This is a genomic window from Tropicimonas sp. IMCC34043 (assembly GCF_003390845.1).
Classification (GTDB): domain Bacteria; phylum Pseudomonadota; class Alphaproteobacteria; order Rhodobacterales; family Rhodobacteraceae; genus Tropicimonas.
Genome location: NZ_QMEK01000001.1, coordinates 818,737 through 839,765, shown reverse-complemented (window position 1 = coordinate 839,765; position 21,029 = coordinate 818,737). Strand labels below are relative to the sequence as shown.

22 protein-coding genes and 1 tRNA gene are annotated in these 21,029 nt (G+C 64.7%); 12 read left to right on the top strand and 11 right to left on the bottom strand.

Annotated features, from left to right (window positions below; all coding sequences use genetic code 11):
• Positions 1 to 66: 66 nt before the first annotated feature.
• The 3 genes from ribB to nusB are packed head-to-tail and all read left to right on the top strand — an operon-like array spanning position 67 to position 2,194.
• Complete coding sequence (ribB, locus tag DQG17_RS03885) at positions 67 to 1,179, top strand: 3,4-dihydroxy-2-butanone-4-phosphate synthase (protein WP_232829318.1); 1,113 nt, start codon at positions 67 to 69, stop codon at positions 1,177 to 1,179.
• Positions 1,179 to 1,730: a 6,7-dimethyl-8-ribityllumazine synthase gene (locus tag DQG17_RS03880; protein WP_116131447.1), complete on the top strand. Its 552-nt coding sequence runs from the start codon at positions 1,179 to 1,181 to the stop codon at positions 1,728 to 1,730. Before ribB ends, DQG17_RS03880 begins: the two co-directional genes overlap by 1 nt.
• Entirely contained in the window at positions 1,727 to 2,194 is a 468-nt protein-coding gene (gene nusB, locus DQG17_RS03875) for a transcription antitermination factor NusB (protein WP_116131446.1), read from the top strand. The genes DQG17_RS03880 and nusB overlap by 4 nt, the downstream gene beginning before the upstream one ends.
• A gap of 204 nt (positions 2,195 to 2,398) precedes the next feature.
• Here the strand turns inward: nusB and DQG17_RS03870 are convergent, their stop codons facing one another.
• The 4 genes from DQG17_RS03870 to DQG17_RS03855 are packed head-to-tail and all read right to left on the bottom strand — an operon-like array spanning position 2,399 to position 4,077.
• Positions 2,399 to 2,761 carry a DUF1428 domain-containing protein gene (locus DQG17_RS03870; RefSeq protein WP_116131445.1) on the bottom strand — a complete coding sequence of 121 codons (363 nt, stop codon included), beginning with the start codon at positions 2,759 to 2,761 and terminating at the stop codon, positions 2,399 to 2,401.
• Between the two features lie 18 nt (positions 2,762 to 2,779).
• Positions 2,780 to 3,259 carry a VOC family protein gene (locus DQG17_RS03865; protein ID WP_116131444.1) on the bottom strand — a complete coding sequence of 160 codons (480 nt, stop codon included), beginning with the start codon at positions 3,257 to 3,259 and terminating at the stop codon, positions 2,780 to 2,782.
• Positions 3,260 to 3,262: 3 nt separating this feature from the next.
• Positions 3,263 to 3,664, bottom strand: coding sequence for a VOC family protein (locus DQG17_RS03860; protein WP_116131443.1), 402 nt, complete (start codon positions 3,662 to 3,664; stop codon positions 3,263 to 3,265).
• The gene (locus DQG17_RS03855; RefSeq protein WP_116131442.1) at positions 3,661 to 4,077 is read right to left on the bottom strand and encodes a VOC family protein; all 417 of its coding nucleotides are present in this window, start codon (positions 4,075 to 4,077) and stop codon (positions 3,661 to 3,663) included. The genes DQG17_RS03860 and DQG17_RS03855 overlap by 4 nt, the downstream gene beginning before the upstream one ends.
• A gap of 84 nt (positions 4,078 to 4,161) precedes the next feature.
• On the opposite strand from DQG17_RS03855, the gene DQG17_RS03850 reads away from it, so the two are divergent.
• The 3 genes from DQG17_RS03850 (at position 4,162) to DQG17_RS03840 (ending at position 5,984) form a co-directional block, all read left to right on the top strand.
• Positions 4,162 to 4,617: a MarR family winged helix-turn-helix transcriptional regulator gene (locus DQG17_RS03850; protein WP_116131441.1), complete on the top strand. Its 456-nt coding sequence runs from the start codon at positions 4,162 to 4,164 to the stop codon at positions 4,615 to 4,617.
• A 105-nt stretch (positions 4,618 to 4,722) separates the two neighbouring features.
• On the top strand, positions 4,723 to 5,043 hold the full coding sequence (locus tag DQG17_RS03845) for a hypothetical protein (RefSeq protein WP_198666020.1): 321 nt from the start codon (positions 4,723 to 4,725) through the stop codon (positions 5,041 to 5,043).
• Between the two features lie 470 nt (positions 5,044 to 5,513).
• On the top strand, positions 5,514 to 5,984 hold the full coding sequence (locus DQG17_RS03840) for an MmcB family DNA repair protein (RefSeq protein WP_116131440.1): 471 nt from the start codon (positions 5,514 to 5,516) through the stop codon (positions 5,982 to 5,984).
• A gap of 24 nt (positions 5,985 to 6,008) precedes the next feature.
• Here DQG17_RS03840 and DQG17_RS03835 read toward each other — a convergent pair whose 3' ends face one another.
• The gene (locus DQG17_RS03835) at positions 6,009 to 6,200 is read right to left on the bottom strand and encodes a DUF6324 family protein (protein ID WP_116131439.1); all 192 of its coding nucleotides are present in this window, start codon (positions 6,198 to 6,200) and stop codon (positions 6,009 to 6,011) included.
• 142 nt (positions 6,201 to 6,342) lie between these two features.
• On the opposite strand from DQG17_RS03835, the gene DQG17_RS22125 reads away from it, so the two are divergent.
• Both DQG17_RS22125 and DQG17_RS03825 read left to right on the top strand, forming a co-directional pair.
• Complete coding sequence (locus tag DQG17_RS22125) at positions 6,343 to 7,266, top strand: bifunctional helix-turn-helix transcriptional regulator/GNAT family N-acetyltransferase (RefSeq protein ID WP_198666019.1); 924 nt, start codon at positions 6,343 to 6,345, stop codon at positions 7,264 to 7,266.
• Between the two features lie 53 nt (positions 7,267 to 7,319).
• Positions 7,320 to 7,396 (top strand) — tRNA-His (locus DQG17_RS03825).
• A 553-nt stretch (positions 7,397 to 7,949) separates the two neighbouring features.
• On the opposite strand, the gene guaB is transcribed toward DQG17_RS03825, so the two are convergent.
• Positions 7,950 to 9,404, bottom strand: a complete 1,455-nt coding sequence (gene guaB / locus DQG17_RS03820) for an IMP dehydrogenase (protein ID WP_116131437.1) — start codon at positions 9,402 to 9,404, stop codon at positions 7,950 to 7,952.
• A gap of 209 nt (positions 9,405 to 9,613) precedes the next feature.
• Here guaB and DQG17_RS03815 point away from each other — a divergent pair, with 209 nt between their 5' ends.
• The gene (locus DQG17_RS03815; RefSeq protein WP_116131436.1) at positions 9,614 to 10,459 is read left to right on the top strand and encodes an SHOCT domain-containing protein; all 846 of its coding nucleotides are present in this window, start codon (positions 9,614 to 9,616) and stop codon (positions 10,457 to 10,459) included.
• A gap of 94 nt (positions 10,460 to 10,553) precedes the next feature.
• Here DQG17_RS03815 and DQG17_RS03810 read toward each other — a convergent pair whose 3' ends face one another.
• The 5 genes from DQG17_RS03810 to DQG17_RS03785 all read right to left on the bottom strand — a co-directional run bounded on the left by DQG17_RS03810 (position 10,554) and on the right by DQG17_RS03785 (position 17,152).
• Positions 10,554 to 11,645 carry an ABC transporter ATP-binding protein gene (locus tag DQG17_RS03810; protein ID WP_116131435.1) on the bottom strand — a complete coding sequence of 364 codons (1,092 nt, stop codon included), beginning with the start codon at positions 11,643 to 11,645 and terminating at the stop codon, positions 10,554 to 10,556.
• Positions 11,646 to 11,663: 18 nt separating this feature from the next.
• Entirely contained in the window at positions 11,664 to 13,334 is a 1,671-nt protein-coding gene (locus DQG17_RS03805) for an alpha-glucosidase family protein (RefSeq protein ID WP_116131434.1), read from the bottom strand.
• A gap of 9 nt (positions 13,335 to 13,343) precedes the next feature.
• Positions 13,344 to 14,492, bottom strand: coding sequence for a carbohydrate ABC transporter permease (locus DQG17_RS03800; protein WP_116131433.1), 1,149 nt, complete (start codon positions 14,490 to 14,492; stop codon positions 13,344 to 13,346).
• A gap of 15 nt (positions 14,493 to 14,507) precedes the next feature.
• Positions 14,508 to 15,719, bottom strand: a complete 1,212-nt coding sequence (locus DQG17_RS03795; protein ID WP_232829317.1) for a carbohydrate ABC transporter permease — start codon at positions 15,717 to 15,719, stop codon at positions 14,508 to 14,510.
• Between the two features lie 83 nt (positions 15,720 to 15,802).
• Entirely contained in the window at positions 15,803 to 17,152 is a 1,350-nt protein-coding gene (locus DQG17_RS03785) for an ABC transporter substrate-binding protein (RefSeq protein ID WP_116131432.1), read from the bottom strand.
• A gap of 261 nt (positions 17,153 to 17,413) precedes the next feature.
• Between DQG17_RS03785 and DQG17_RS03780 the strand changes: the two genes are divergently transcribed.
• The 3 genes from DQG17_RS03780 to DQG17_RS03770 are packed head-to-tail and all read left to right on the top strand — an operon-like array spanning position 17,414 to position 20,768.
• Entirely contained in the window at positions 17,414 to 18,445 is a 1,032-nt protein-coding gene (locus DQG17_RS03780; protein ID WP_116131431.1) for a LacI family DNA-binding transcriptional regulator, read from the top strand.
• An 11-nt stretch (positions 18,446 to 18,456) separates the two neighbouring features.
• The gene (locus DQG17_RS03775; protein WP_116131430.1) at positions 18,457 to 19,773 is read left to right on the top strand and encodes a GH1 family beta-glucosidase; all 1,317 of its coding nucleotides are present in this window, start codon (positions 18,457 to 18,459) and stop codon (positions 19,771 to 19,773) included.
• 26 nt (positions 19,774 to 19,799) lie between these two features.
• The gene (locus tag DQG17_RS03770; protein ID WP_116131429.1) at positions 19,800 to 20,768 is read left to right on the top strand and encodes a glucokinase; all 969 of its coding nucleotides are present in this window, start codon (positions 19,800 to 19,802) and stop codon (positions 20,766 to 20,768) included.
• Positions 20,769 to 21,029: the final 261 nt, after the last annotated feature.

Here is a 21,029-nt window from a genome sequence, read left to right as displayed (position 1 = left end):
CGCCGGGCCACTGGCCAAGCCCGCCGCCATGGTCTATCTCCCTGCGGAAAATCGGGAGAGCCGAAGTTGACCGACACCACGCCCACTACCTACAGCGACGCGATCTCGTCCATCGACGAAATCATTGAAGATGCACGCAACGGCCGGATGTTCATCCTGGTCGACCGCGAGGATCGCGAGAACGAGGGCGACCTCGTCATCCCCGCGCAGATGGCCACGCCAGATGCGATCAACTTCATGGCCACCCATGGCCGCGGGCTGATCTGTCTGTCGCTGACCGGCGAGCGGATCGACGCGCTGGGGCTGCCGCTGATGGCATCCTACAATTCCTCGCGCCACGAAACCGCCTTCACCGTCTCGATCGAGGCGCGCGAAGGGGTGACGACGGGGATCTCGGCGCATGACCGGGCGCGCAGCGTCGCGGTCGCCATCGACAGCCGCTCGACCGCGGCCGACATCGCCACGCCGGGCCACGTCTTTCCGCTGCGCGCCCGCGATGGCGGCGTGCTGGTGCGTGCCGGCCATACCGAAGCCGCGGTCGACGTTGCGCGCCTTGCCGGGCTGAACCCCTCGGGCGTGATCTGCGAGGTGATGAACGAGGACGGGACCATGGCCCGCCTGCCCGACCTGATCGCCTTCGGCCAGCGCCACGGCATCAAGATCGGCACGATCAGCGATCTGATCGCCTATCGCCGCCGCCACGACAATCTGGTGCGCGAAACCGCCAACCGGCAGATCACCTCGATCTTCGGCGGCGAATGGACGCTGCGGATCTTTACCGACGAGGCCGAGGGCACCGAACACATGGCGCTGGTCAAGGGCGACATCACCACGCCGGAACCGGTGCTGGTGCGCACCCATGCGCTCGATGTGCTGGGCGACCTGCTCGGGATCGGCGTTGCGCGCCCCGACACCCTTGGCCGGGCGATGGAGATCATCGCCGAAGAGGGCCGCGGCGTTGTCTGCCTGTTCCAGAACCCGGGCCAGCGGCTGCAACTCGACGAGGGCAAGGCGCCGCAGAAGATCCGCCATGTCGGCGCCGGTGCCCAGATCCTCGCCTCGCTCGGTCTGACCCGGCTGGTGCTGCTGACCGATTCGCCGGCAACCCGCTATGTCGGACTGGACGGATACGGGCTGACCATCGAAGGCACCCGCCCGATCACCACGGAGACCCGTTGATGGCACAGGCCGAAACCCACCACGTGCTGCCGCTGCCGGAATTCGACCGCCCCGTGAAGGTCCTGATCGTGGTCGCGCCCTACTACAAGGATATCGCCGATCAGCTCGTGGCCGGTGCCCAGGCCGAGCTCGACAAGGCCGGCGCAAGCCACGAACTGGTTGAGGTGCCGGGCGCGCTCGAGGTTCCGACCGCCATCAGCATCGCCTGGCGGCAGTCGAACTTCGACGGCTTCGTGGCGCTTGGCTGCGTGATCCGCGGCGAGACCACGCATTACGACACGGTCTGCAACGACAGCTCGCGGGCGCTGATGCTGATGGGGCTCGAGGGCGCCTGCATTGGCAACGGCATCCTGACGGTCGAGAACCGCGCGCAGGCAACAGCCCGCGCCGAGGCCGCCGGCCAGAACAAGGGCGGCGGCGCAGCCGCAGCCGCGCTGCATCTGATCGCCCTTTCCCGCCGTTTCGGATCCGAGAAAAAAGATATCGGGTTCAAACCACTGCGCGGCGAAGTTCAGATCGCAGGCGAGCCCGAAAGGCCGGCCACAGCATGAGCGCCGGGAAAAACGACAAGCGGCAGATGAAATCCGCCGCCCGGCTCTATGCCGTGCAGGCGCTGTTTCAGATGGAGGCCTCGGGCCAGACCATCGAGGCGATCACCTACGAGTTCGAGGATATCCGTTTCGGCGCCGTCTATGATGGCGACGAGATGGCCGAGGGCGATACCGATACCTTCCGCAAGCTCGTCTACACCGCGGTGAACGAGCAGTCCAAGATTGACCAGATGACCGACCGGGCGCTGGTCGCCAAGTGGCCGATCGCCCGGATCGACCCGACGCTCAGGGCGCTGTTTCGTGCCGCAGGCGCCGAACTGGTGATGACCCAAACCCCGCCCAAGGTGGTGATCAACGAATTTGTCGACATCGCGAAGGCCTTTTTCCCCGAAGGACGCGAGCCGAAGTTCGTCAATGCCGTACTCGACCACATGGCGCGCGAGGCTCAGCCCGAACGCTTCTGATCCGTCCGCTGAATGAAACTGCAGGGGCGGGAGGGTTCATCCGGCCCGCTCCGAGCAATCCCGGGGGGACACGCCCGCCCCGCCCCTCGCCCATCCGGGCGCCCGGCGACAGCGTTGGACCGGGCGTCGAGCCGCGGCGCCACCGCCGGTCGGGCCGCACCTGACGCACCCCCAACAAGCAGCCCCACACCGGGTACTGCGCGCTCAGTCGCCCTCGTATGCCACCTCGAACCCGCCATAGATCATGCGCTTCATATCGAAGGGCATCTTGTCGGGGTCCGAGAACTCCTTCCAGCGCGGGTCGGTCTGCATCGAGGCCATGCAGGCGTCATGTGCCGCCTTGTCCGCAAACCCGATCCAGGAAAACACCACCGTCTCCCCCTCTCTGGCCTTCACCGCCATCGGAAACGAGGTGAGCTCGCCATCGGGCACCGCATCGCCCCAGCATTCCCGGAATTCCACCGCGCCATGATCGCGGAACAACGCCCAGGAGCGGCGCGCAATTTCGAGATACTCGTCCTTCCTGGCGTCTTCGACCGCCGCAACGAAACCGGCAATATAGGTCATCGTGTCCTCCCTTCTGGTTTATCCGAACGCTGCCTCCAGCGCCGCGATGTCGATCTTGCGCATTTTCATCATGGCCTCCCGGGCCCGGCCCGCCGCGGCGCGATCCGTGTCGTTCAGCATCTTCGGCAGCACGTCTGGCACGATCTGCCACAGGATGCCGAAGCGGTCGGTCAGCCAGCCACAGCGGCGCTCCTCCCCGCCGCCATCGAGCAGCGCCGCCCAGAGCCGATCGGTCTCGGCCTGGTCCTCGGTGCGCACCGAGATCGAGGCCGCAATTCCATGGCGCACGGGCGATGCGCCTTCGGATGGGACCATGTTCAGGATCATGAAGGGGCTGCCCGCCAGCGTGAATTCGATCACCAGCGGCGGTGCACCGGGCAAGACCTGGCTGGTGGCCTCGATCCGGCTGTCGGGCAGCAGCGCGACATAGAACTGCGCCGCCGCCTCGCCATCGCCATTGCACCACAGGCAGGTGCAGACCTTTGCCGGGGCCGGCATGGCTCAGCCCTGGCCGACAGGTTGCAGCAGGCTCGCGCGATTGCCTTCGGTATCGGTGAAGGCAACGTAGAGCCCGACGCCCGGGATCTCCATCGGCTCGCCCAGCACCGTGCCGCCGGCCTCTGTCAGCCGGGTCATGGCGGCGGCAATGTCGCTGACACCGATCACAACCGATGGGTGCTGCGCCGGCAAGTCCGGCGTTTTCGCAAAAAACCCGCCGTTGATGACGCCGGGCGTCACCGACCGACCGTCGCGGCTCTCGGCCGTTTCGGCGGTCACATAGTCGCCCATCTCGGGGCCAAGCTGGTGCAGCTTCCAGCCAAAGGCGGTTTCGTAGAATCCGGCAATCCGCCCGGCATCCTCATAGGGCATTTCGAAATGCACGACGGGGCATTGTTCGGTCATCTTGGATCCTCCTGCAGATCGGTCAGGGCATCGACGTTCATCCAGAACGGCTCCCAGATATGGCCATCGGGGTCGGCAAAGGCGTGGCCATACATGAAGCCGTGATCCTCGGGCGGGCGCACCGTGGTCGCGCCATGCGCCATCGCGGTCGCCATCATCGCATCGACCGCTTCCCGGCTTTCAAGCTGCAGGGCAACCAGCACCTCGCTGACCTTTGTCGCATCCGCGAGCGTGCGCGGCGTGAAACCCGCGAACTTGTCAGCGGTCAGCAACATGGCAAAGCTCGTTTCGGAGATCACCATGCCAAGCGCGGTGTCGTCGCAGAAGCGTTCGTCGAAACCGAAGCCGAGCGCCTCGAAGAACGCGCGGCTGCGCGCCAGATCGGCAACGGCCAGATTGATAAAGGTGTTCATCGCCCCCTCCGCCGATTCCCCTCTCGGATCACGTTGGGTTCAGCTTTCTTGCCAATTAGGTTGATGTCAACTAATTTGACGCTCATGCGAGATGACCTGCCGTTGAGCACCACCCACGAGGTCCGCGACCGGTGCCTGTGCCTGCATCTGCAACGGGCAGCGCGCGCCGTCGGCCGGATGTTTGACGATGCGCTGCGCCCGCTCGGTCTGACCAACGGGCAATATTCGCTGCTGGTGTCGCTGAACCGGCCCGAACCGCCGCGGATCTCGGATGTGGCGCGGCTGCTTGCCATGGACCGCACCACACTGACCGCCGCGCTGAAGCCGCTGGAGCGGCGCGGTCTGCTGAATGTGCAGCCCGACCCGGACGACCGGCGCAGCCGCCGCCTCGTTCTGACAGCCGCCGGAGAGGCGCTGCTGGTGCGCGCGGTTCCGGTGTGGCGGCAGACCCACGACCGGATCGACACCCTGCTTGGCGAGGACAACGGTGCAGGCCTGCGGACCGACCTGCAACAGCTTGCATTCGGCACGCCCGCCTGATCCTCGACACGCGGCCCTGCGAACACATTCAGATTTTGTTTTTCTTAATGACCCGTCCGCGCTATGCTGGAATCTACCGCGCGACTGCCAAGCAAAGGACCGCACATGCCGCAACTCGTTCGCCTCTACATCCGACAGGTCGCTTTCGGATTTGCACTCTCGGCCGGATTCGTGACGCTGCTGCTGTCGCTGAACGTCGCCAACCTGTGGCATCTCGTCAGCCACACCCAGGGTGGCTGGATTGCGGTGGTGATGCTGGTTTTCTTCAATGGCGTCGTCTTTGCCGGCGTGCAGTTCGGCATTTCGATCATGCGGATGTCGGAAAATCCCCGCGACGCCGGCCGCGGCAAGCGAATCGGCTTTGACACACCGCGGGTTCCGTCGGACGGCCGGGTCGCAGTGCCGGCGAACGACAGCCGTCGCTGACGGCACACATGCAGGACTTGGCAGAAGGCGCCCCGCGGGGCGCCTTTTTCGTGCGGCAGGCTTTGGAATGGCTGTCCGGGACGACATCGCCAACGCCCTCCGCCCGACTGAAACGCCGGGCGGAAAGTGTCTTGCGACAGGACGAGGTACTCCAGAAGTGTGGCGGGGACCGTACGCAACCGTTGGGGCAACTAATTCCCGAGGACCTGTGTGTACAGGTGGGCGCCAGGTAACCGAACCAGGGTCCGGACAGAGCCAGCTCCCTCGGAATTGCTTAAGGCCACTGGAATTTGGCCCGTCGCGAGAAGGACAGATCCGCCACCCGACATAGCTAGGCCCTGTGGCCCTGCCCGGCAAGGGCCGTGACGGCCTCCCGCTGCGATTTCACGGCAATGTGGCGCCTTGGCGCACCAGCCGCACCGCCGCGCAACGGGCTTGAAAGATGTTCCCCCATTGTTCACATTGAGGCCATGATCTCGCCCTCTGCCATTCCACTCGCAACCCTGATGCCCGGGCAGCTTCTGGCCCGTGGCACCTGCCGCCATCTGGCCGGTCTGGGGTTTGTGACGGTCGAGGAACTGGTTCCCTGCCCCGGCCTGCGCGTCGATGTCATGGCGCTGGGTCCGAAGGGCGAGCTCTGGGTGGTCGAATGCAAATCGAGCCGGGCCGATTATGCCGCCGACCACAAGTGGCAGGGCTATCTGGAATGGTGCGACCGGTTCTTCTGGGCCGTCGATTCCGATTTCCCGGTCGATCTTCTGCCCGACGAGACCGGGCTGATCCTGGCCGACGCCTATGATGCCGAGATCCTGCGCATGGGACCCGAGACGCGGCTGGCCGGCGCCCGGCGCAAGGTCATGACCCAGAAATTCGCGCGCCACGCGGCACGGCGGCTGCAGGCCCTGCGCGACCCGGGCGTGGCCGGGCTTCTCGCGGACTGAGGCGCAACTGCCGCCCGCATGGTGCTATTTCTTCGTCATGCCGCGTGCACTGGCCGCCGCCATCCGCAGTTCCTCGGCGATTTCCTCGGCCTCTTCCGGCTCGAAATCCAGCGGCAGGTCGACGCCGTCGGCCTGGACATAGATTCGCACCATTCCAAGCGTCGTTGGCCCGATCTGCAGATTGGCAGAGATATCGCTTTCCGAATCGATGCCCATCGCGGCGTCACTCCATGATTGAAAGATACCGCGTAGCCCGCCGGCCAGTTGCGGACAAGTCGCCGCGCCGTGGAATTTACTTGCCCGACGCAAGTAAATGAGATTTGGTCGCCGTTGCAACCACCGGACAGGAACCGGAGACATGGACCAGATCGACCAGATCCGATCATTCAATCGTCGCTATACCCGCCGCATCGGCGTCCTCGACAGCAGCTTTCTGGGCTCTGAACTGACCCTGACAGAGGCGCGGATCCTGCACGACCTGCACTCTGGCGAAAGCGGATGGACGGCCCGCGAAATCAGCCGTGCGCTGGCGCTCGACGAGGGGCACGTCAGCCGCCTGATCGCGGGTCTGGAGGCCAGAGGCTGGGTTGCCCGTGTTCCCGACCCGGGCGACGCCCGGCGGCGCATTCTGGGCCTTACCGACGCCGGACGCGCCCGGCTTGCGCCGCTTGAAGCGACCTCGCGCGCGGCAATCGCCAATCAGATCGGCCACCTCGATGCCACTCAACGAACCCGGATGGTGACAGCCATGGAACAGATAGACGCCCTTCTCGACGCCTCGCCGACCCCACCGCAGGCCCCCGAAATCCGCCTTGAGGCCCCGCGCCCGGGCGATGCGGGCTGGATCATCCAGCGCCACGGCGAGCTCTATGCGCGGGACGAGGGCTTCGACACCGACTTCGAGGCGCTCGTGGCCGAGATTGTCGCTGACTTCCTCAGAAATCTCGACTCCGGGCGTGCCCGCTGCTGGATCGCAAGGGGCCTCGACGACCGCCGCCTTGGCTGCATTTTCTGTTTCCACCTCGACGACCGGACAGCCCAGCTTCGCCTGTTCCTTGTCGAACCCGAGGCGCGTGGCACCGGGCTTGGCCGCCGCCTGCTTGCCGAATGTCTCGACCACGCCCGTGCCTGCGGCTATGCCCGCATGAAGCTCTGGACCCATGAAAGTCACCGAGCCGCCTGTGCGCTCTATGCCGCGACCGGCTTTCGGCTGACCGATCGCCGCCCGGTCCAGCACTTTGGCCAATCGCTTGTGGAACTGTCCTGGGAAATCGACCTCTGACCTCGCCGGGGGTCTTGCACCGCGCTCGCTCCCAGAATATACGACCGCCCTGTGCCGCCTTAGCTCAGTTGGTTAGAGCGCTGGATTGTGGATCCAGAGGTCCCCTGTTCAAGCCAGGGAGGCGGTACCACAAGACCTACAGCTTATGTGCGTTTTGCCAGTCATTGACCCCACAGGTCATTGGCATCACCCAACAGACATCCGAGTCAGCTGACCGGCAGCGTCGCGCCGCGACGCCTTTTTGCATCGACGCGAAGGGGCAGACCGGTTGCTGAAGATAGGCGGTCGTCACTGACGTCGGTCCGGAAACGTGTGGCTTTCCTGCCGCCCTTCCGAGCCCACCGTTTCTCCTGCGGGACCGGGGCCGTCCTTGCACCGCCGGCAACCCCAAAGCCTTCTACGGCCCCCTGCTCACTGCGGCGACAGCGCTTTGGAGGGAATCCCGAAGGCTCGCGCGGCAACGCCGGACAGGGACGCTGGCAAGCGGGCGTCGACCGCGATTTTGCAACAGGCTTGCGGAAAGGCTGCGGGTCGCACGACCCGCAGTCAGAGTCCCAGCTCTCGCTTCCAGGTGAGCTGTCGTTGCGCCATGCATCCGAATTGCCGGCGGTTCCCGCCCTGATCCGAAACCTTGCGCGAAATCGCGCAAGGGCCGGAACGCACCATATCGAACTGGAATTGGACTATCCCAGCCGGTAGTTCGGACTCTCGCGCGTGATCTGCACGTCGTGGACGTGGCTTTCCTTCAACCCGGCGCCGGTGATGCGGACGAATTCGCAGCCCCGCCGCATGTCGGCGATGGTCGCCTTGCCGGTATACCCCATCGCGGCGCGCAGTCCGCCCACGAGCTGGTGCACCACCGCGCTCGCCGCGCCCTTGTAGGGAACCTGCCCCTCGATCCCCTCTGGCACCAGCTTGTCGCTGGCCGCATCCTGCTGGAAATAGCGGTCGGCAGAGCCGCGCGCCATGGCGCCAAGCGATCCCATGCCGCGATAGGATTTGAACGACCGGCCCTGATAGAGGATCACCTCGCCCGGGCTTTCGTCCGTGCCGGCCAGCATCGAACCGACCATGGCGCAGCTTGCCCCCGCCGCGATTGCCTTGGCGAAATCGCCCGAGAACTTGATGCCGCCATCGGCAATGATCGGCACCCCGGCGGCGTCCGCGGCCTCGGCGCAATCGGAGATCGCGGTCAGTTGCGGCACGCCCACGCCCGCGACCATACGGGTGGTGCAGATCGATCCCGGCCCGATCCCGACCTTGACCGCGTCGGCCCCGGCATCGATCAGCGCCCGGGTCGCTGTGCCGGTCGCAACGTTGCCGGCAACGATCTGGACAATGTTCGACAGCCGCTTGGCGCGTTCGACCGCCCGCGCCACGCCTTCGGAATGGCCATGTGCGGTGTCGATCACGATCATGTCGACGCCGGCATCGACCAGCGCCTGTGTGCGTTCGAACCCCGCATCGCCAACGGTCGAGGCGGCGGCGACGCGCAGCCGGCCAAGCTCGTCCTTGCAGGCCTGCGGGTTCAGCACCGCCTGTTCAAGGTCCTTCAGGGTCAACAGCCCGGTCAGCTTGCCCGACTTGTCGGTCACCAGAAGCTTTTCGATCCGGCGTTCCCGCATCATGTCGCGGGCGGTATCGAGGTCGGCAGGCTCGTTCAGGATCGCGAGGTTGTCGGCGGTCATCATCGCCTTGACCGGGGTCGCATCGTCGTTGGCAAAGCGCATGTCACGGTTGGTGACGATGCCGACGACAAGCCCGCGCTCGTCCACCACCGGGAAACCCGAGACGTTGTAGCGCGCCTGCAGTGCCTTGGCATCGGCGAGCGTCTGTTCGGGGGTCAGGGTGACCGGGCTGTAGACCACGCCGCTTTCGAACCGCTTGACCTTTCGGACCTGCGAGGCCTGCTCCTCGATACCGAGGTTGCGGTGCAGCACGCCGATGCCGCCTGCCTGCGCCATGGCAATCGCCATTCCGGACTCGGTCACCGTGTCCATTGCCGAACTAACGAGCGGGATGTTCATCCTGATCGTTCTGGTTACCCAGGTGGTCACATCCGCCTGGGACGGCAGTACCCGGCTTTCGGCGGGAACAAGCAGAACGTCATCGAAGGTCAGTGCCTCACGAATCTCCATCTCACTCTCCTTGTGGGGGTCGTTTGGCGCATCCCCTATACACGCTTTCCGGTTGCGTGAAACCCCGGATTATGGGCACGGCACCGGATCGCATCAATATTTTGTGTCGCGCCGCGCCCTATCACCGGCGGGACCCGAAAACGTTCTTCGTACTCGGCCTTGGTCTATGCCATAGCTGAGCCGAATACACCCAAACAGGAACCGCGAACATGACGGACATCACCGATCACGGCCGACGGACAATCGATGAGCTTTCCCGGGCGCACGGGCTGTCACAGGCCGCGGTCGAACAGATGGCGCGGTCGATCCAGCGCGGTGGCGGCAGCATGGCGCAGTTCAACATCCCCGAACTCGGCGGCTCCGGCCAGTGGATGGCGGGCGGCATGACGATGGTCGGGGACATGTTCAACAACGGTCTGAAAGCGCGGGTCGAATCGCTTTGCTACGATCTGACCTCGGCAATGGCGGCGGGGGCGATGTTCAGCTCTCCGCAGACGATGGGAGGCAGCGGCTGGTGGCCGGCAGACCTCGGCTCGCCGTCTTCGGTCGGTGGGCAGAACCAGATGCGCTATGCCTATTTTCCCCAGACCCGCCGCCTTGTCTATGATGCCGGCAATGGCAGCCCGCTTGTGGTGCTCGACACCACCGGTCACGATATCGGCGGCTTCAGCCAGCAGCAGTCCGGCAGCCAGGACGGGTTCCACGGGCTGACCTTCTCCAGCCAGGCGGGCCAGTTCGCGCTGTCCTCGCTGCCTCGGGTCGGGTCTGCGGCCACGCAGGGTCAGTTCCAAGGTCAGACGCCAGAGCCCGTGGCCCATAACCCCTCAGTCTACAGCGACCCGACATCCTCGGTCGAAAGCGACCCGGTGCGGCCGGCCGGGACCCCGGCCCCCCGCCCCGCCACGTCTGTGCCCGAGACCGCCCCGAAGGCACCGGATCGCGGCGCCGGCGACCCTATCGCGATGATCGAGAAGCTCGCTGCGCTGCACGACGCGGGCATTCTGACAGACGAGGAATTCGCGACCAAAAAGGCCGAACTTCTGGCGCGGATCTAGCCGCGCCCCGCGCCGGATCCGGCAAAGCGCCGGATCCGGGTTTGCGCAGACGAAGTACGGCACGGCCCGCTGGCCCGAAATCGGCAGGACGGTGTCAGCGATAGAGCAGCGACAGACCGTTCGAGAAGACGTGGACCTTTTCGGGCTTTGCCGTCAGATTCACCTTCTTGCCCTTCATGCCCAGATGGATACCCGGCAGCTTGGCGATCACGGGCTCGGCGCCCGGTGTCACCGGCACGAAGAACAGCAGCGTCACCTCGCCCAGATTCTCCTGCACGTCGACGGTGCCCGAGAATCCGGTGCCCGGATCCTCGGTCGGCATGAAATCCTCGGGCCGGATCCCGACCTTCACCTTCATCCCCATGTCGTCGTGGTTGGTGGGATAGGCCGATGCAAGGAACCCGCCGCCATCGAGCTTGATCGAGGTCTGCTGTCCGGTGCCCGCAATCTCGCCGGTGAACAGGTTCATCGCCGGCGAGCCGATGAAGGTCGCGACGAATTCGTTCTGCGGCTTTTCATAAAGTTCGAGCGGCGTGCCGACCTGACTGATCCCCTTGTTGGCCAGCACCACGATGCGGCTCGCCAGTGTCATCGCCTCGACCTGATCGTGGGTGACATAGATCATCGTGCGGTCAGGCATCGATTCCTTCAGCTGCGCGATCTCGAGCCGCGTCGCGACCCTGAGCGCCGCATCGAGGTTCGACAGCGGCTCGTCGAACAGGAACACCTTGGGGTCGCGCACGATGCAGCGGCCAATCGCCACCCGCTGGCGCTGCCCGCCTGACAGCGCCTTCGGGAGCCGGTCGAGATAGGGGGCAAGCTGCAGGATGTCGGCGGCCTTCTTCACCGCGGCCTCAATCTCGGATTTCGACTTCTTCGCAAGTTTCAGCGCGAAGGCCATGTTGTCGCGCACCGTCATATGCGGGTAGAGCGCATAGCTCTGGAACACCATGGCGATCCCGCGTTGCGCCGGTGGCACGTCGTTTACCACCAATCCGTCGATCTCGAGCGTGCCGCCAGTGATCTTTTCAAGCCCCGCGATCATCCTGAGCAGGGTTGATTTTCCGCAGCCCGAGGGGCCGACAAAGACGATCAGTTCGCCCGCCGACACGTCGAGGTTGATGTTCTTCAGCACTTCGACTTCGCCATAGCTCTTGGCAATATCGGTAAGTTTCAGTCCGGCCATATCCTGCTCCCCCTTGCCCTATGCGCTGCGCTCGACCGCAAACACCGCCTGATAAGGCGGGAGCGTGATGCCGTGTTCGGTCGGTGTCGAAACGAATGGCGCGGCTTCGTCCTTGATCCAGTTTCCCTCGGGCAGTGCCACATCGCGGGACTGGTCCGACATGTTGAAGGCACAGAACATCCGCTTGCCGTCATGTTCGCGCACGAAGGACAGGAAATCCTCCTCCGCCTCGACGGTCCGGAAGCTGCCCTTGGTCAATTCCGGATGGTGTTTCCGAAGTTCGATCATCCGGCGGTAAAAGACCAGAATACTGTCCTCGTCCGCTTCCTGCAGGTTCACCGCATGGTTCTGATGCTCGACCGAGACCGGCAACCAGGGCTTGCCTTCGGTGAAACCGCTGTTCTGGTTGTCGCGGTTCCATGGCATCGGCGTCCGGCAACCGTCGCGTCCGCGGAACTTGGGCCAGAACCGCTTGCCATAGGGATCCTGCAGATCCTCGTAGGCCACATAGACCTCGCCCAGGCCCAGCTCTTCCCCCTGATAAAGGCAGATCGAGCCGCGCATCGACAGCAGCAGCCCGGCCAGCACCCGCACCTTTTCCGGCGGCACGTTCCAGCGCGTGACCCATCGCACCACGTCGTGGTTCGAGAACGCCCAGCAGGCCCAACTGTCGGGCGCGATGCGGTCGAACGCCTCGAGCGTCTCGGCCACATGGGTTCCGGTCGGGCGCGCGTTCGACAGAAACGCGAAGTCGTAGCACATGTGCAGATAGTCGTCGCCAGCGGTATAGGCCGCCTGAACCTCCATACCGCGCTGGCTTTCCCCGACCTCGCCCACCGAGGTGATGGCGCCATAGCGATCCATCAACTCGCGCAGCCGGTGCAGGAACAGCAGGTTCTCGGGCTGGGTCTTGTCGTAGAGGTGGTCCTGGAAGTTGTAGGGGTTTACGGCCGGCGCCGTATTCTCGTTGCGCAGGCCGGGATCGAGCGGCGGGTTGTCGCGCAACTGCTTGTCGTGGACATAGAAATTGACCGTGTCGAGCCGGAAGCCGTCGACCCCGCGGTCAAGCCAGAAGCGCGCCACATCGAGCAGCGCATCCTGCACCGCGGGTTCGTGGAAGTTCAGGTCGGGCTGTTCCTTGAGGAAGTTGTGCAGATAATACTGCATCCGCTCGCCGTCCCATTCCCAGGCCGAACCGCCGAAGATCGACAGCCAGTTGTTGGGCGGCGAACCGTCGGGCTTGGCCTCGGCCCAGACATACCAGTTGGCCCGCGCGTTGTCGCGGCTCTGCCGGCTTTCCTGAAACCAGGGATGCTGTGCCGAGGTATGCGACAGCACCAGATCGATCAGCACCCGCAGCCCCAGTTCGTGGGCGTGCGAGATCAGCGCATCGAAATCCCCGAGCGTGCCGAACATCGCATCGACGTCGCAATAATCCGACACGTCATAGCCGAAATCCAGCATCGGCGAGCGGAAGAACGGCGAGATCCAGATTGCATCGACCCCGAGCGAGGCGATGTGCGGCAGCCGGTGGATGATGCCGGCAAGGTCCCCGACACCGTCACCGTTGGTGTCCTGAAACGACCGCGGATAGATCTGATAGATCACCGCGCCCCGCCACCAGTCGGAATCGACTGGCAGGGTCGTGGGTGCGGGCCCCGTATCGGGGTGGAGTTCGACAAAGCTCATGACGGTCTCTTATTTCACCGACCCGGCCAGCAGGCCGCGGACGAGATAGCGTTGCATTGCGAAGAAGACGGCAATTGGCACCGCCATCGAGATGAAGGCCGCAGTTGCGAGGATCTCCCAGTTGCCGCCGCGGGTGCCCAGCAATTCGACAATGGCCTTGGTCATGACCGTGGTCTCGCCGGTCGAGTCGACCAGGAACACCATGGCGACCAGCAGGTCGTTCCAGGTCCAAAGGAACTGGAAGATCGCGAAGCTGGCCAGCGCCGGGAACGACAGCGGCAGGATGATCTTGATGAAGATCTGGAAGTCGGTCGCACCATCGACCTTTGCGTTTTCGATGATGTCGCGCGGCAACCCGACCATGTAGTTGCGCAACAGATAGATCGCCAGCGGCAGGCCAAAGCCCGTGTGCGCCAGCCAGACCCCGAGGAACCCCTTGCCGATTCCGATGGCGTTGTGGAATTTCAGCAGCGGGATCAGGGCAAGCTGCAGTGGCACGACCAGCAGCCCGACAACGGCGGCAATCAGCAGCGCGCGGCCCGGAAACTCCATCCACGCCAGCGCATAGGCCGCAAAGGCCGCGATCACGATGGGGATGACGGTCGCAGGGATGGTGACGGTCAGGGTCGAGATGAAGGCCCGCGACATGCCCTCGCGGTTCGAGGGGTCGAACAGCATGTTGCGGTAATTGTCAAACGTGAACTCCGGCGGTGTCTTTGCGGTCACAAAAACCCGCTCGCCGCGGCCGCCCGTCATTTCCGTCGGGCTGACCATGCGATAGCTGCCGTCGGCCTCGACGGTCAGCATCTTGTCATCGCCCAGATCCGCGGTCTCGCCCGCCTTGTAGACGTCAATCGCCCGCGACGAGGTGCCCCAGCGCGAGATCCGACCCGCCGTACTGCCCTCGAACAGGTTGCCCGAGATCACGAAGTCGGTCCCCTCCTGCACCTGCGCCGAGGGCGCGGCCGCCCGCAGCACCAGGTTCTGTTCGGTCGGGAACATGCTGGCCCACCAGCCCGACGAGGCGATCTGGTCGCTTGTCCTGAACGACGACACGAACAGCCCCACGGTCGGGAACAGCCAGAGCACGACAAGGACGACCACCGAAAGGTGGACCGCCCATGTCAGACTGGATTTCGTACCAGCGATATTGTCCATCGTTTTCCCCCGGCCTCAGCGCATTTCCTTGCGCGCATTGCGCACGTTCCAGACAAGGATCGGCGTAACCAGCAGCATGATCACCATGGCGCTCGCCGATCCCACACCCCAGTCGTTGGCACGGAACAACTTGTCATACATGTAGTTTGCCAGGACCTGGGTGCCCCACTGGCCGTTGGTCATGGCGAAGACGATATCGAAGACCTTCAGCACCACCAGTGTGATCGTGGTCCAGACCACGACAATCGTGGGCATGATCTGCGGCACCATGATCTTGAAGAACACCTGGAACGGCCCTGCCCCGTCGACGATGGCGGCCTCGATCGTTTCCTCGGGGATACCGCGCAGCGCCGCCGACAGGATCACCATGGCAAAGCCGGTCTGGATCCAGATCAGCACCGCCATCAGGAAGAAGTTGTTCCAGAACGGCAGTGTCAGCCATTGCTGCGGATCGCCGCCGACCGCGACCCAGATCGCGTTCATGATCCCGATCTGGTCGAGATCGACCGGACGCGCGTCATAGACCAGCTTCCAGATCACCGAGGCGCCGACAAACGAGATCGCCATCGGCATGAAGATCAGCATCTTGGCAATGCTGCCCCAGGCGATCCGGTCGGTCAGTTGCGCCACCAGCAGGCCGAACAGCGTCGACATCGCCGGCACCACGACAAGCCAGACCATGTTGTTGCGCATCGCTTCCCAGAACTTCGGCTCGTCGGCCATCTGGATGTAGTTGGCGAGCCCGACCCAGCGCGAGCCGCCGCCGGGGACCCGTTCGGTCAGCGACAGCCTGAGGGTCTCGAACACCGGATAGGTCAGATAAAGCCCGAGGGCGATGATTGCAGGCAGCAGGAACAGCCAGGGCCGGATCATGTTGGCATGGCTGATATTGCGCCCTGCGGTCAGTTCGCCGTTCGCAAAGACATAGTCGCGCAGCCGCCACAGCCCGTAGATCAGCAGCGCGGTGACGGCCATCCAGAACAGCCCGGTGACGTTGAAAATGCCGCGCGGCAGGAAAAACGCCAGATAAAGCGCCGCCAGCAGCAGGCCCGGCACACCCAGCAGGAAGATCGTGCCCAGCCGCCGCCGCGTCGCCGCCTCCGCCGCGGTCAGCGCGCGCGCTGGCAGCAGGAAGCGGTCGAGCAAGAAATTCGAAAGATAGAAGTATCCCATACAACCGCCGACGCCGATCGCGATTGTAACAAGACCCTGCAAGGCCGGATGCATGGCGACTCCCCTTTCGACCGGATGCACTATGAAGATGCCTGGCCGCCTTCCTCGGGCGGCCAGACGCAGTATCGAGCCGGACCTTACTTCAGCGCGTCCCAGGAGCGCTGGATCTCGTCCGCCACATCTTGCGAGCTCTTGCCGCCCACATAATCGACCATCCCGGTCCAGAACGACCCGGCGCCCACGGCACCCGGCATTAGATCCGACCCGTCAAACCGGAACGTATCTGCATTCAGCAGGATCTGGTTCATCTTTTTCAGCGTCGGATCACCAAAGACCTCTTGATTGGCGCCCTTGAACGGGGTCAGGAAGCCGCGCTGCGCCATCCAGATCTCATGCGCGATCGGCGACTCGAGGAACTTGATCAGCTGTTCGGCACCCGGCGAATCGTTGGTGATGGCAAACATCGTGCCTGCGCCCAGCACCGGCTTGCCCAGACCAAGCTCGGCAGAGGCCGGGAAGTAGAAGAAATCCACGTCCTGACCAACGACGGTGCCTTCCGGGAAGAAGGTCGGGATGAACGACGCCATGTGGTGCATGTAGCACTGCGGCGGCGACGAGAAGAGCCCTTTGGGGCTGTCGCGGAAGTCGGTCGCCGCGACCGAATTGGCGCCACCGGCGACAAAGGCGTCGTTGCGGGCGAACCAGCCGAAATCGTCGATTGCCGCAACGATCCGCGGGTCGTTGAACTTGACCTCGTTGCTGACCCAGCCGTCATAGACCTCGGGCGGTTGGGTGCGCAGCACCATATCCTCGACCCAGTCGGTGGCAGGCCAGCCCGTGGCACCGCCCGAGCCGAGCCCGATGCACCACGGCGTTTCGCCGTCGGCCGCGATCTGTTCGGTCAGCGCCTTCAGTTCCTCCATGGTCTGCGGCACTTCATAGCCCGCGTCCTCGAAGTTCTCGGGCACGTACCACACAAGCGACTTCACATCGATCTTGAAGGGAAAGACATAGACTGCCTTGGTGCCGTCCGGCCCCGCGAAGGTCGCGAGATCGGCCCAGGACTGGCCGGCGGCGTAGTTCTCGGTCAGCCAGGCCGCGGTGTCGTCGCCAAGCGGCGTCAGAAATCCGCGGCGCGCCATGTCGGCGGCAAGCCCGGGCTGCGGGAAGATCGCGATATTGGGCGGCGAGCCGCCTTCGAGATCGACCACGATCTGCTGTTCGAAACTGTCCGAGCCGGTGTAGCGCACGTCAGCGCCGGTGGCGGCGCGGAAATAATCCAGCACGCTTTCGACAAGTTCCTGGTCGGGGCCGAGCCATGGGCCGAAGACGGTAATCTGCTGCCCGGACAGATCGACATCCTGCCAGGGCGTATAGCTGTCCCAGGTGAACTCGCCCTCGCCAGGGGCAAAGATAAGGTCCTGCGCAGAGGCAGCTCCGGCCAGCAGGGCAAGGCTCGCCACACCGACCATCAAGCGTTGTTTCATGAAATATCCTCCCGATTGTTCCCGCCGGGAACGCCCGCCCCCGAGCCTGTATAGAGCTCACGCGGGACTCACGTCCAAAGCGCTTTGAGCAACGCCACCATACTCCCGGTGCGATAGCTGTCAATGCATCCAGCTTAGGTGCGAGCTCTGCACAAAACCAGCGCGAAATTGCGCGGGTCTGCTCGATTCTTGTTTCCAAAGCCCTTTGACTGATCCCCTTCCCGAGCGTACGGTTCGGAACAACGACCGGAATCACCCATCATGAACCTCAAGGATCTGGCCGCCATGCTCGGCCTCAGTCAGACCACCGTCAGCCGCGCGCTGAACGGCTATCCCGAGGTCAGCGAAGCGACTCGCGTGCGTGTCCGCGACGCCGCCCAGCAGTATGGCTACCGCCCCGACAGCCGCGCCCGGTCGCTGGCCACTGGCCGCGCCATGGCGATCGGTCTGGTGATCCCGATGTCTGCCAAACAGGAAATGGTGAACCCGGTCTTCGCCGATTTCATCGCGGGCGCTGCCGAGACCTTTGCCGCGCGCGGCTATGACCTTGTGCTGTCGCTCGTCGCCAATGCCGACGAGGAACGGGCCTATCGCGCGCCGACGACGCGTGGCCGGGTCGACGGGCTGCTCATGCAGGCGCCGCTGACATCCGACCGGCGGATCGCGGTTCTGCAGCAGACCGGCCTGCCCTTTGTCGTCCACGGCCGGACATCGGATCATGACGACAGCTATTCCTGGCTCGACACCGACAACACGACCGCGTTCCGTGCCGCCACCCGCCATCTGCTGGAATTCGGCCACCGCCGGATCGCATTGTTGAACGGGGTCGAGGAGATGGACTTTGCCCGCCGCCGCCACCTCGGCTATTCGCAAGCGTTGTCCGAAAGCGGTATTGCCGAGGATCCGGCGCTGATCGCCTGCCAGTTCATGACCGAGACCTACGGCCATGCCGCAGCGGCACGAATGCTCGACCAGCCTGCCCCGCCCACCGCCTTCCTGTGTTCGTCGCTGCTTGTCGCGCTTGGCGCGCGGCGCGCGATCGAGGCGCGGGGATTGAAGATGGGCCGTGACGTCTCGGTCGTGACCCACGATGACGGCCTGTCCTATTTTCCCAACGGCGACCCCGGCGCGCCGATCTTCACCTCGACCCATTCCTCGGTGCGCGATGCCGGCCACCTTTCGGCCGACATGCTGATGCGGATCATCGACGACCCCGACTGCGCTCCATTGCAGACCCTTCTCACTTCCACCTTCGTCATCGGCCATTCCAGTGGACCGGCCCCCACAACCTGAGGTCCCACTTCATGCTGCAACGTAATGATTTCCCCGAAGACTTCGTTTTCGGAGTCTCCACCGCCGCCTATCAGATCGAGGGGCAGGCCTTCGGTGGTTCGGGACGCACCCATTGGGACGATTTCGCCGAAACCCCGGGAAACGTCGTACGGGCCGAGAACGGTTCGATTGCCTGCGACCACTACAACCGCTGGGCCGAAGACCTCGACCTGATCCGCGACGGCGGCTATGGCGCCTATCGTTTCTCGGCGTCCTGGGCGCGGGTTCTGCCCGAGGGCCGTGGCACCCTCAACCCCGAGGGGCTCGATTTCTACGACCGGCTGGTCGACGGGATGCTCGAGCGCGGGATCAAGCCGATGCTGACGCTCTATCACTGGGAACTGCCCTCGCCGCTGGCCGACCTCGGCGGCTGGCGCAACCGCGATGTCGCATCCTGGTTTGCCGATTATTCGGTGCTGCTGATGGACCGGCTCGGCGACCGGATCTGGAAGACCGCCACCATCAACGAGTTGTGGTGCGTCAGTTTCCTGAGCCATTTCTTTGGCGAACACGCCCCCGGTCTGCGCGACATCCGCGCCACCGCGCGATCTGTCCATCACGTGCTGCTGGCCCATGGCATGGCGACCGAGGCGTTGCGCGCCGCGGGCCACGGCGATATCGGCGCGGTCTGCAACTTTTCCTATGCAGAACCCGCCGACGACAGCCCCGAGGCGGCCGAGGCGGCAGCGACCTTCGATGCCCATTACAACCAGTTGTTCCTGTCGGCGTTCTTTCGCAAGAAATACCCCGACCGCATCCTGTCCGCGCTCGAACGCCACCTGCCCGACCGCTGGCAGGACGATTTCGACGTGATCGGCACGCCGGTCGACTGGCTTGGCGTGAACTACTACACCCGCGAGATCCTGGCGCCCGCACCCGGCCCCTGGCCTGCCAATAAATCGGTTCCCGGTCCGCTGCCGAAGACCCAGATGGGATGGGAGATCTATCCCGAGGGGCTGCACCACTTCCTGCATCTCGCGAACGACTACGCCGGCGGACTGCCGCTCTATGTCACCGAAAACGGCATGGCGAATGACGATACCGTGGTGAACGGCGCGGTCGATGACAGCGCACGCATCGACTATCTTGCCGCCCACTTTGCCGCCGCAAAACGTGCGATGGACGAGGGCGTACCGCTGGAGGGCTATTTCGTCTGGTCGCTGATGGACAACTTCGAATGGGCGCTCGGCTATGAAAAGCGCTTTGGCTTGGTCCATGTCGATTTCGACACGCTGGTGCGGACGCCAAAGGCCTCCTACCATGCCCTGAAAACCGCCCTGTCGCGTTGACCGGGGGCGAGCGGAGGAGCCCACCCATGTCCGATCTGTCTCTTCTTGCCGATATCGGCGGCACCAACACCCGCGTGGCCCTGTCGCGCGGCGGCAAGGTGGTCCACGGTTCGGTGCGCCATTATCCCAACGATCAGTTCGCGGCGCTCGAGCCGGTGCTGCATCGCTATCTCGAGGAAACCGGCACCGCGACCCCGGCCGCGGCCTGTCTGGCGATGGCGGGACCCGTGCGCGACGGGGTCGGCGCAATGACCAACCTCGACTGGACGATCGACAGCCACGTGCTGGCCGCCGCGACCGGGGCGGGCATGGTGACCTTGCTGAACGACCTGCAGGCGCAGGGCCATGCGCTGGGGCACATCCCGTCCTCGGCACTCGATCCCGTGATCCCCGGCACGCCGCCGCAGCTTGACGCGACCCAGCTTGTCGTCGGCATCGGCACCGGATTCAACGCAGCACCGGTGTTCCAGACTCCCGCGGGGCGGTTCGTGCCGCCGGCCGAAACCGGCCATACCGGCCTGCCGCTGCGCAGCGAACGCGACATGCGGCTTGGCGCCTTCCTCGAACGCGCCCACGGGTTCCCCTCGGTCGAGGATGCGCTGTCGGGACGCGGCCTTGTGGCGTTGCACCAGTTCCTCTGCGCCGAGGCCGGAGAACCCGGCAAGGCGGTGCTGAAAGGCAAGGAGATCATGGCCGAGGTCGCGCGCGGAGATGCGCGGGCGGTCGAGACCGCGGCCCTGTTCTCCCGGCTGCTGGGGGCTGTGGTCGGGGATCTGGCGCTGACCATGCTGCCGTTCGGCGGGATCTTCCTGATCGGCGGCGTCGCCCGCGCAATGGCGCCCTATCTGGTCGGCGGAGGCTTCGTCGAGGCGCTGCGCGACAAGGGGCGGTTTGGCACCTTCCTGCAGCAATTCCCGGTGACGGTCGTCTCGGACGACGACGCGGCCCTGACCGGGATGGCCCTGCATATCCAGACCCTGTTGACGCTTGGCTGAATTCGACCGGGTCGAAACCCGATCTTAAGGGCACGCGCGCTAGGCCAGAGTGAGGAAACCTTACTCAGGGGAAGGCCCGTGCCGCGATCTGCAGGCAGTCGATCCGCGCCCGCGGACACCACCACCCGAGCCATGCGGTGGGCAAGGAACCTGTGTTGGCCGCAGGATCCCCCCAACAGAACCGGGAGGTCCGGTCTGTCGCCGCCCTGCCGGCGAAAGCGCGGCACGGCGGGTTCGACATGCGAAACAGGGAAACCGCGG

Coding starts and splice junctions, on each gene's coding strand:
- DQG17_RS03770 (WP_116131429.1), top strand. CDS start 19,800: ATGTCCGATCTGTCTCTTCTTGCCGATATCGGCGGCACCAACACCCGC.
- DQG17_RS03835 (WP_116131439.1), bottom strand. CDS start 6,200: ATGGGCATCGATTCGGAAAGCGATATCTCTGCCAATCTGCAGATCGGG.
- DQG17_RS03795 (WP_232829317.1), bottom strand. CDS start 15,719: ATGCATCCGGCCTTGCAGGGTCTTGTTACAATCGCGATCGGCGTCGGC.
- nusB (WP_116131446.1), top strand. CDS start 1,727: ATGAGCGCCGGGAAAAACGACAAGCGGCAGATGAAATCCGCCGCCCGG.
- DQG17_RS03810 (WP_116131435.1), bottom strand. CDS start 11,645: ATGGCCGGACTGAAACTTACCGATATTGCCAAGAGCTATGGCGAAGTC.
- DQG17_RS03775 (WP_116131430.1), top strand. CDS start 18,457: ATGCTGCAACGTAATGATTTCCCCGAAGACTTCGTTTTCGGAGTCTCC.
- DQG17_RS03870 (WP_116131445.1), bottom strand. CDS start 2,761: ATGACCTATATTGCCGGTTTCGTTGCGGCGGTCGAAGACGCCAGGAAG.
- DQG17_RS22125 (WP_198666019.1), top strand. CDS start 6,343: ATGGACCAGATCGACCAGATCCGATCATTCAATCGTCGCTATACCCGC.
- DQG17_RS03805 (WP_116131434.1), bottom strand. CDS start 13,334: ATGAGCTTTGTCGAACTCCACCCCGATACGGGGCCCGCACCCACGACC.
- DQG17_RS03880 (WP_116131447.1), top strand. CDS start 1,179: ATGGCACAGGCCGAAACCCACCACGTGCTGCCGCTGCCGGAATTCGAC.
- DQG17_RS03845 (WP_198666020.1), top strand. CDS start 4,723: ATGCCGCAACTCGTTCGCCTCTACATCCGACAGGTCGCTTTCGGATTT.
- DQG17_RS03865 (WP_116131444.1), bottom strand. CDS start 3,259: ATGCCGGCCCCGGCAAAGGTCTGCACCTGCCTGTGGTGCAATGGCGAT.
- DQG17_RS03850 (WP_116131441.1), top strand. CDS start 4,162: ATGCGAGATGACCTGCCGTTGAGCACCACCCACGAGGTCCGCGACCGG.
- DQG17_RS03855 (WP_116131442.1), bottom strand. CDS start 4,077: ATGAACACCTTTATCAATCTGGCCGTTGCCGATCTGGCGCGCAGCCGC.
- DQG17_RS03785 (WP_116131432.1), bottom strand. CDS start 17,152: ATGAAACAACGCTTGATGGTCGGTGTGGCGAGCCTTGCCCTGCTGGCC.
- guaB (WP_116131437.1), bottom strand. CDS start 9,404: ATGGAGATTCGTGAGGCACTGACCTTCGATGACGTTCTGCTTGTTCCC.
- DQG17_RS03815 (WP_116131436.1), top strand. CDS start 9,614: ATGACGGACATCACCGATCACGGCCGACGGACAATCGATGAGCTTTCC.
- DQG17_RS03800 (WP_116131433.1), bottom strand. CDS start 14,492: ATGGACAATATCGCTGGTACGAAATCCAGTCTGACATGGGCGGTCCAC.
- DQG17_RS03780 (WP_116131431.1), top strand. CDS start 17,414: ATGAACCTCAAGGATCTGGCCGCCATGCTCGGCCTCAGTCAGACCACC.
- DQG17_RS03860 (WP_116131443.1), bottom strand. CDS start 3,664: ATGACCGAACAATGCCCCGTCGTGCATTTCGAAATGCCCTATGAGGAT.
- DQG17_RS03840 (WP_116131440.1), top strand. CDS start 5,514: ATGATCTCGCCCTCTGCCATTCCACTCGCAACCCTGATGCCCGGGCAG.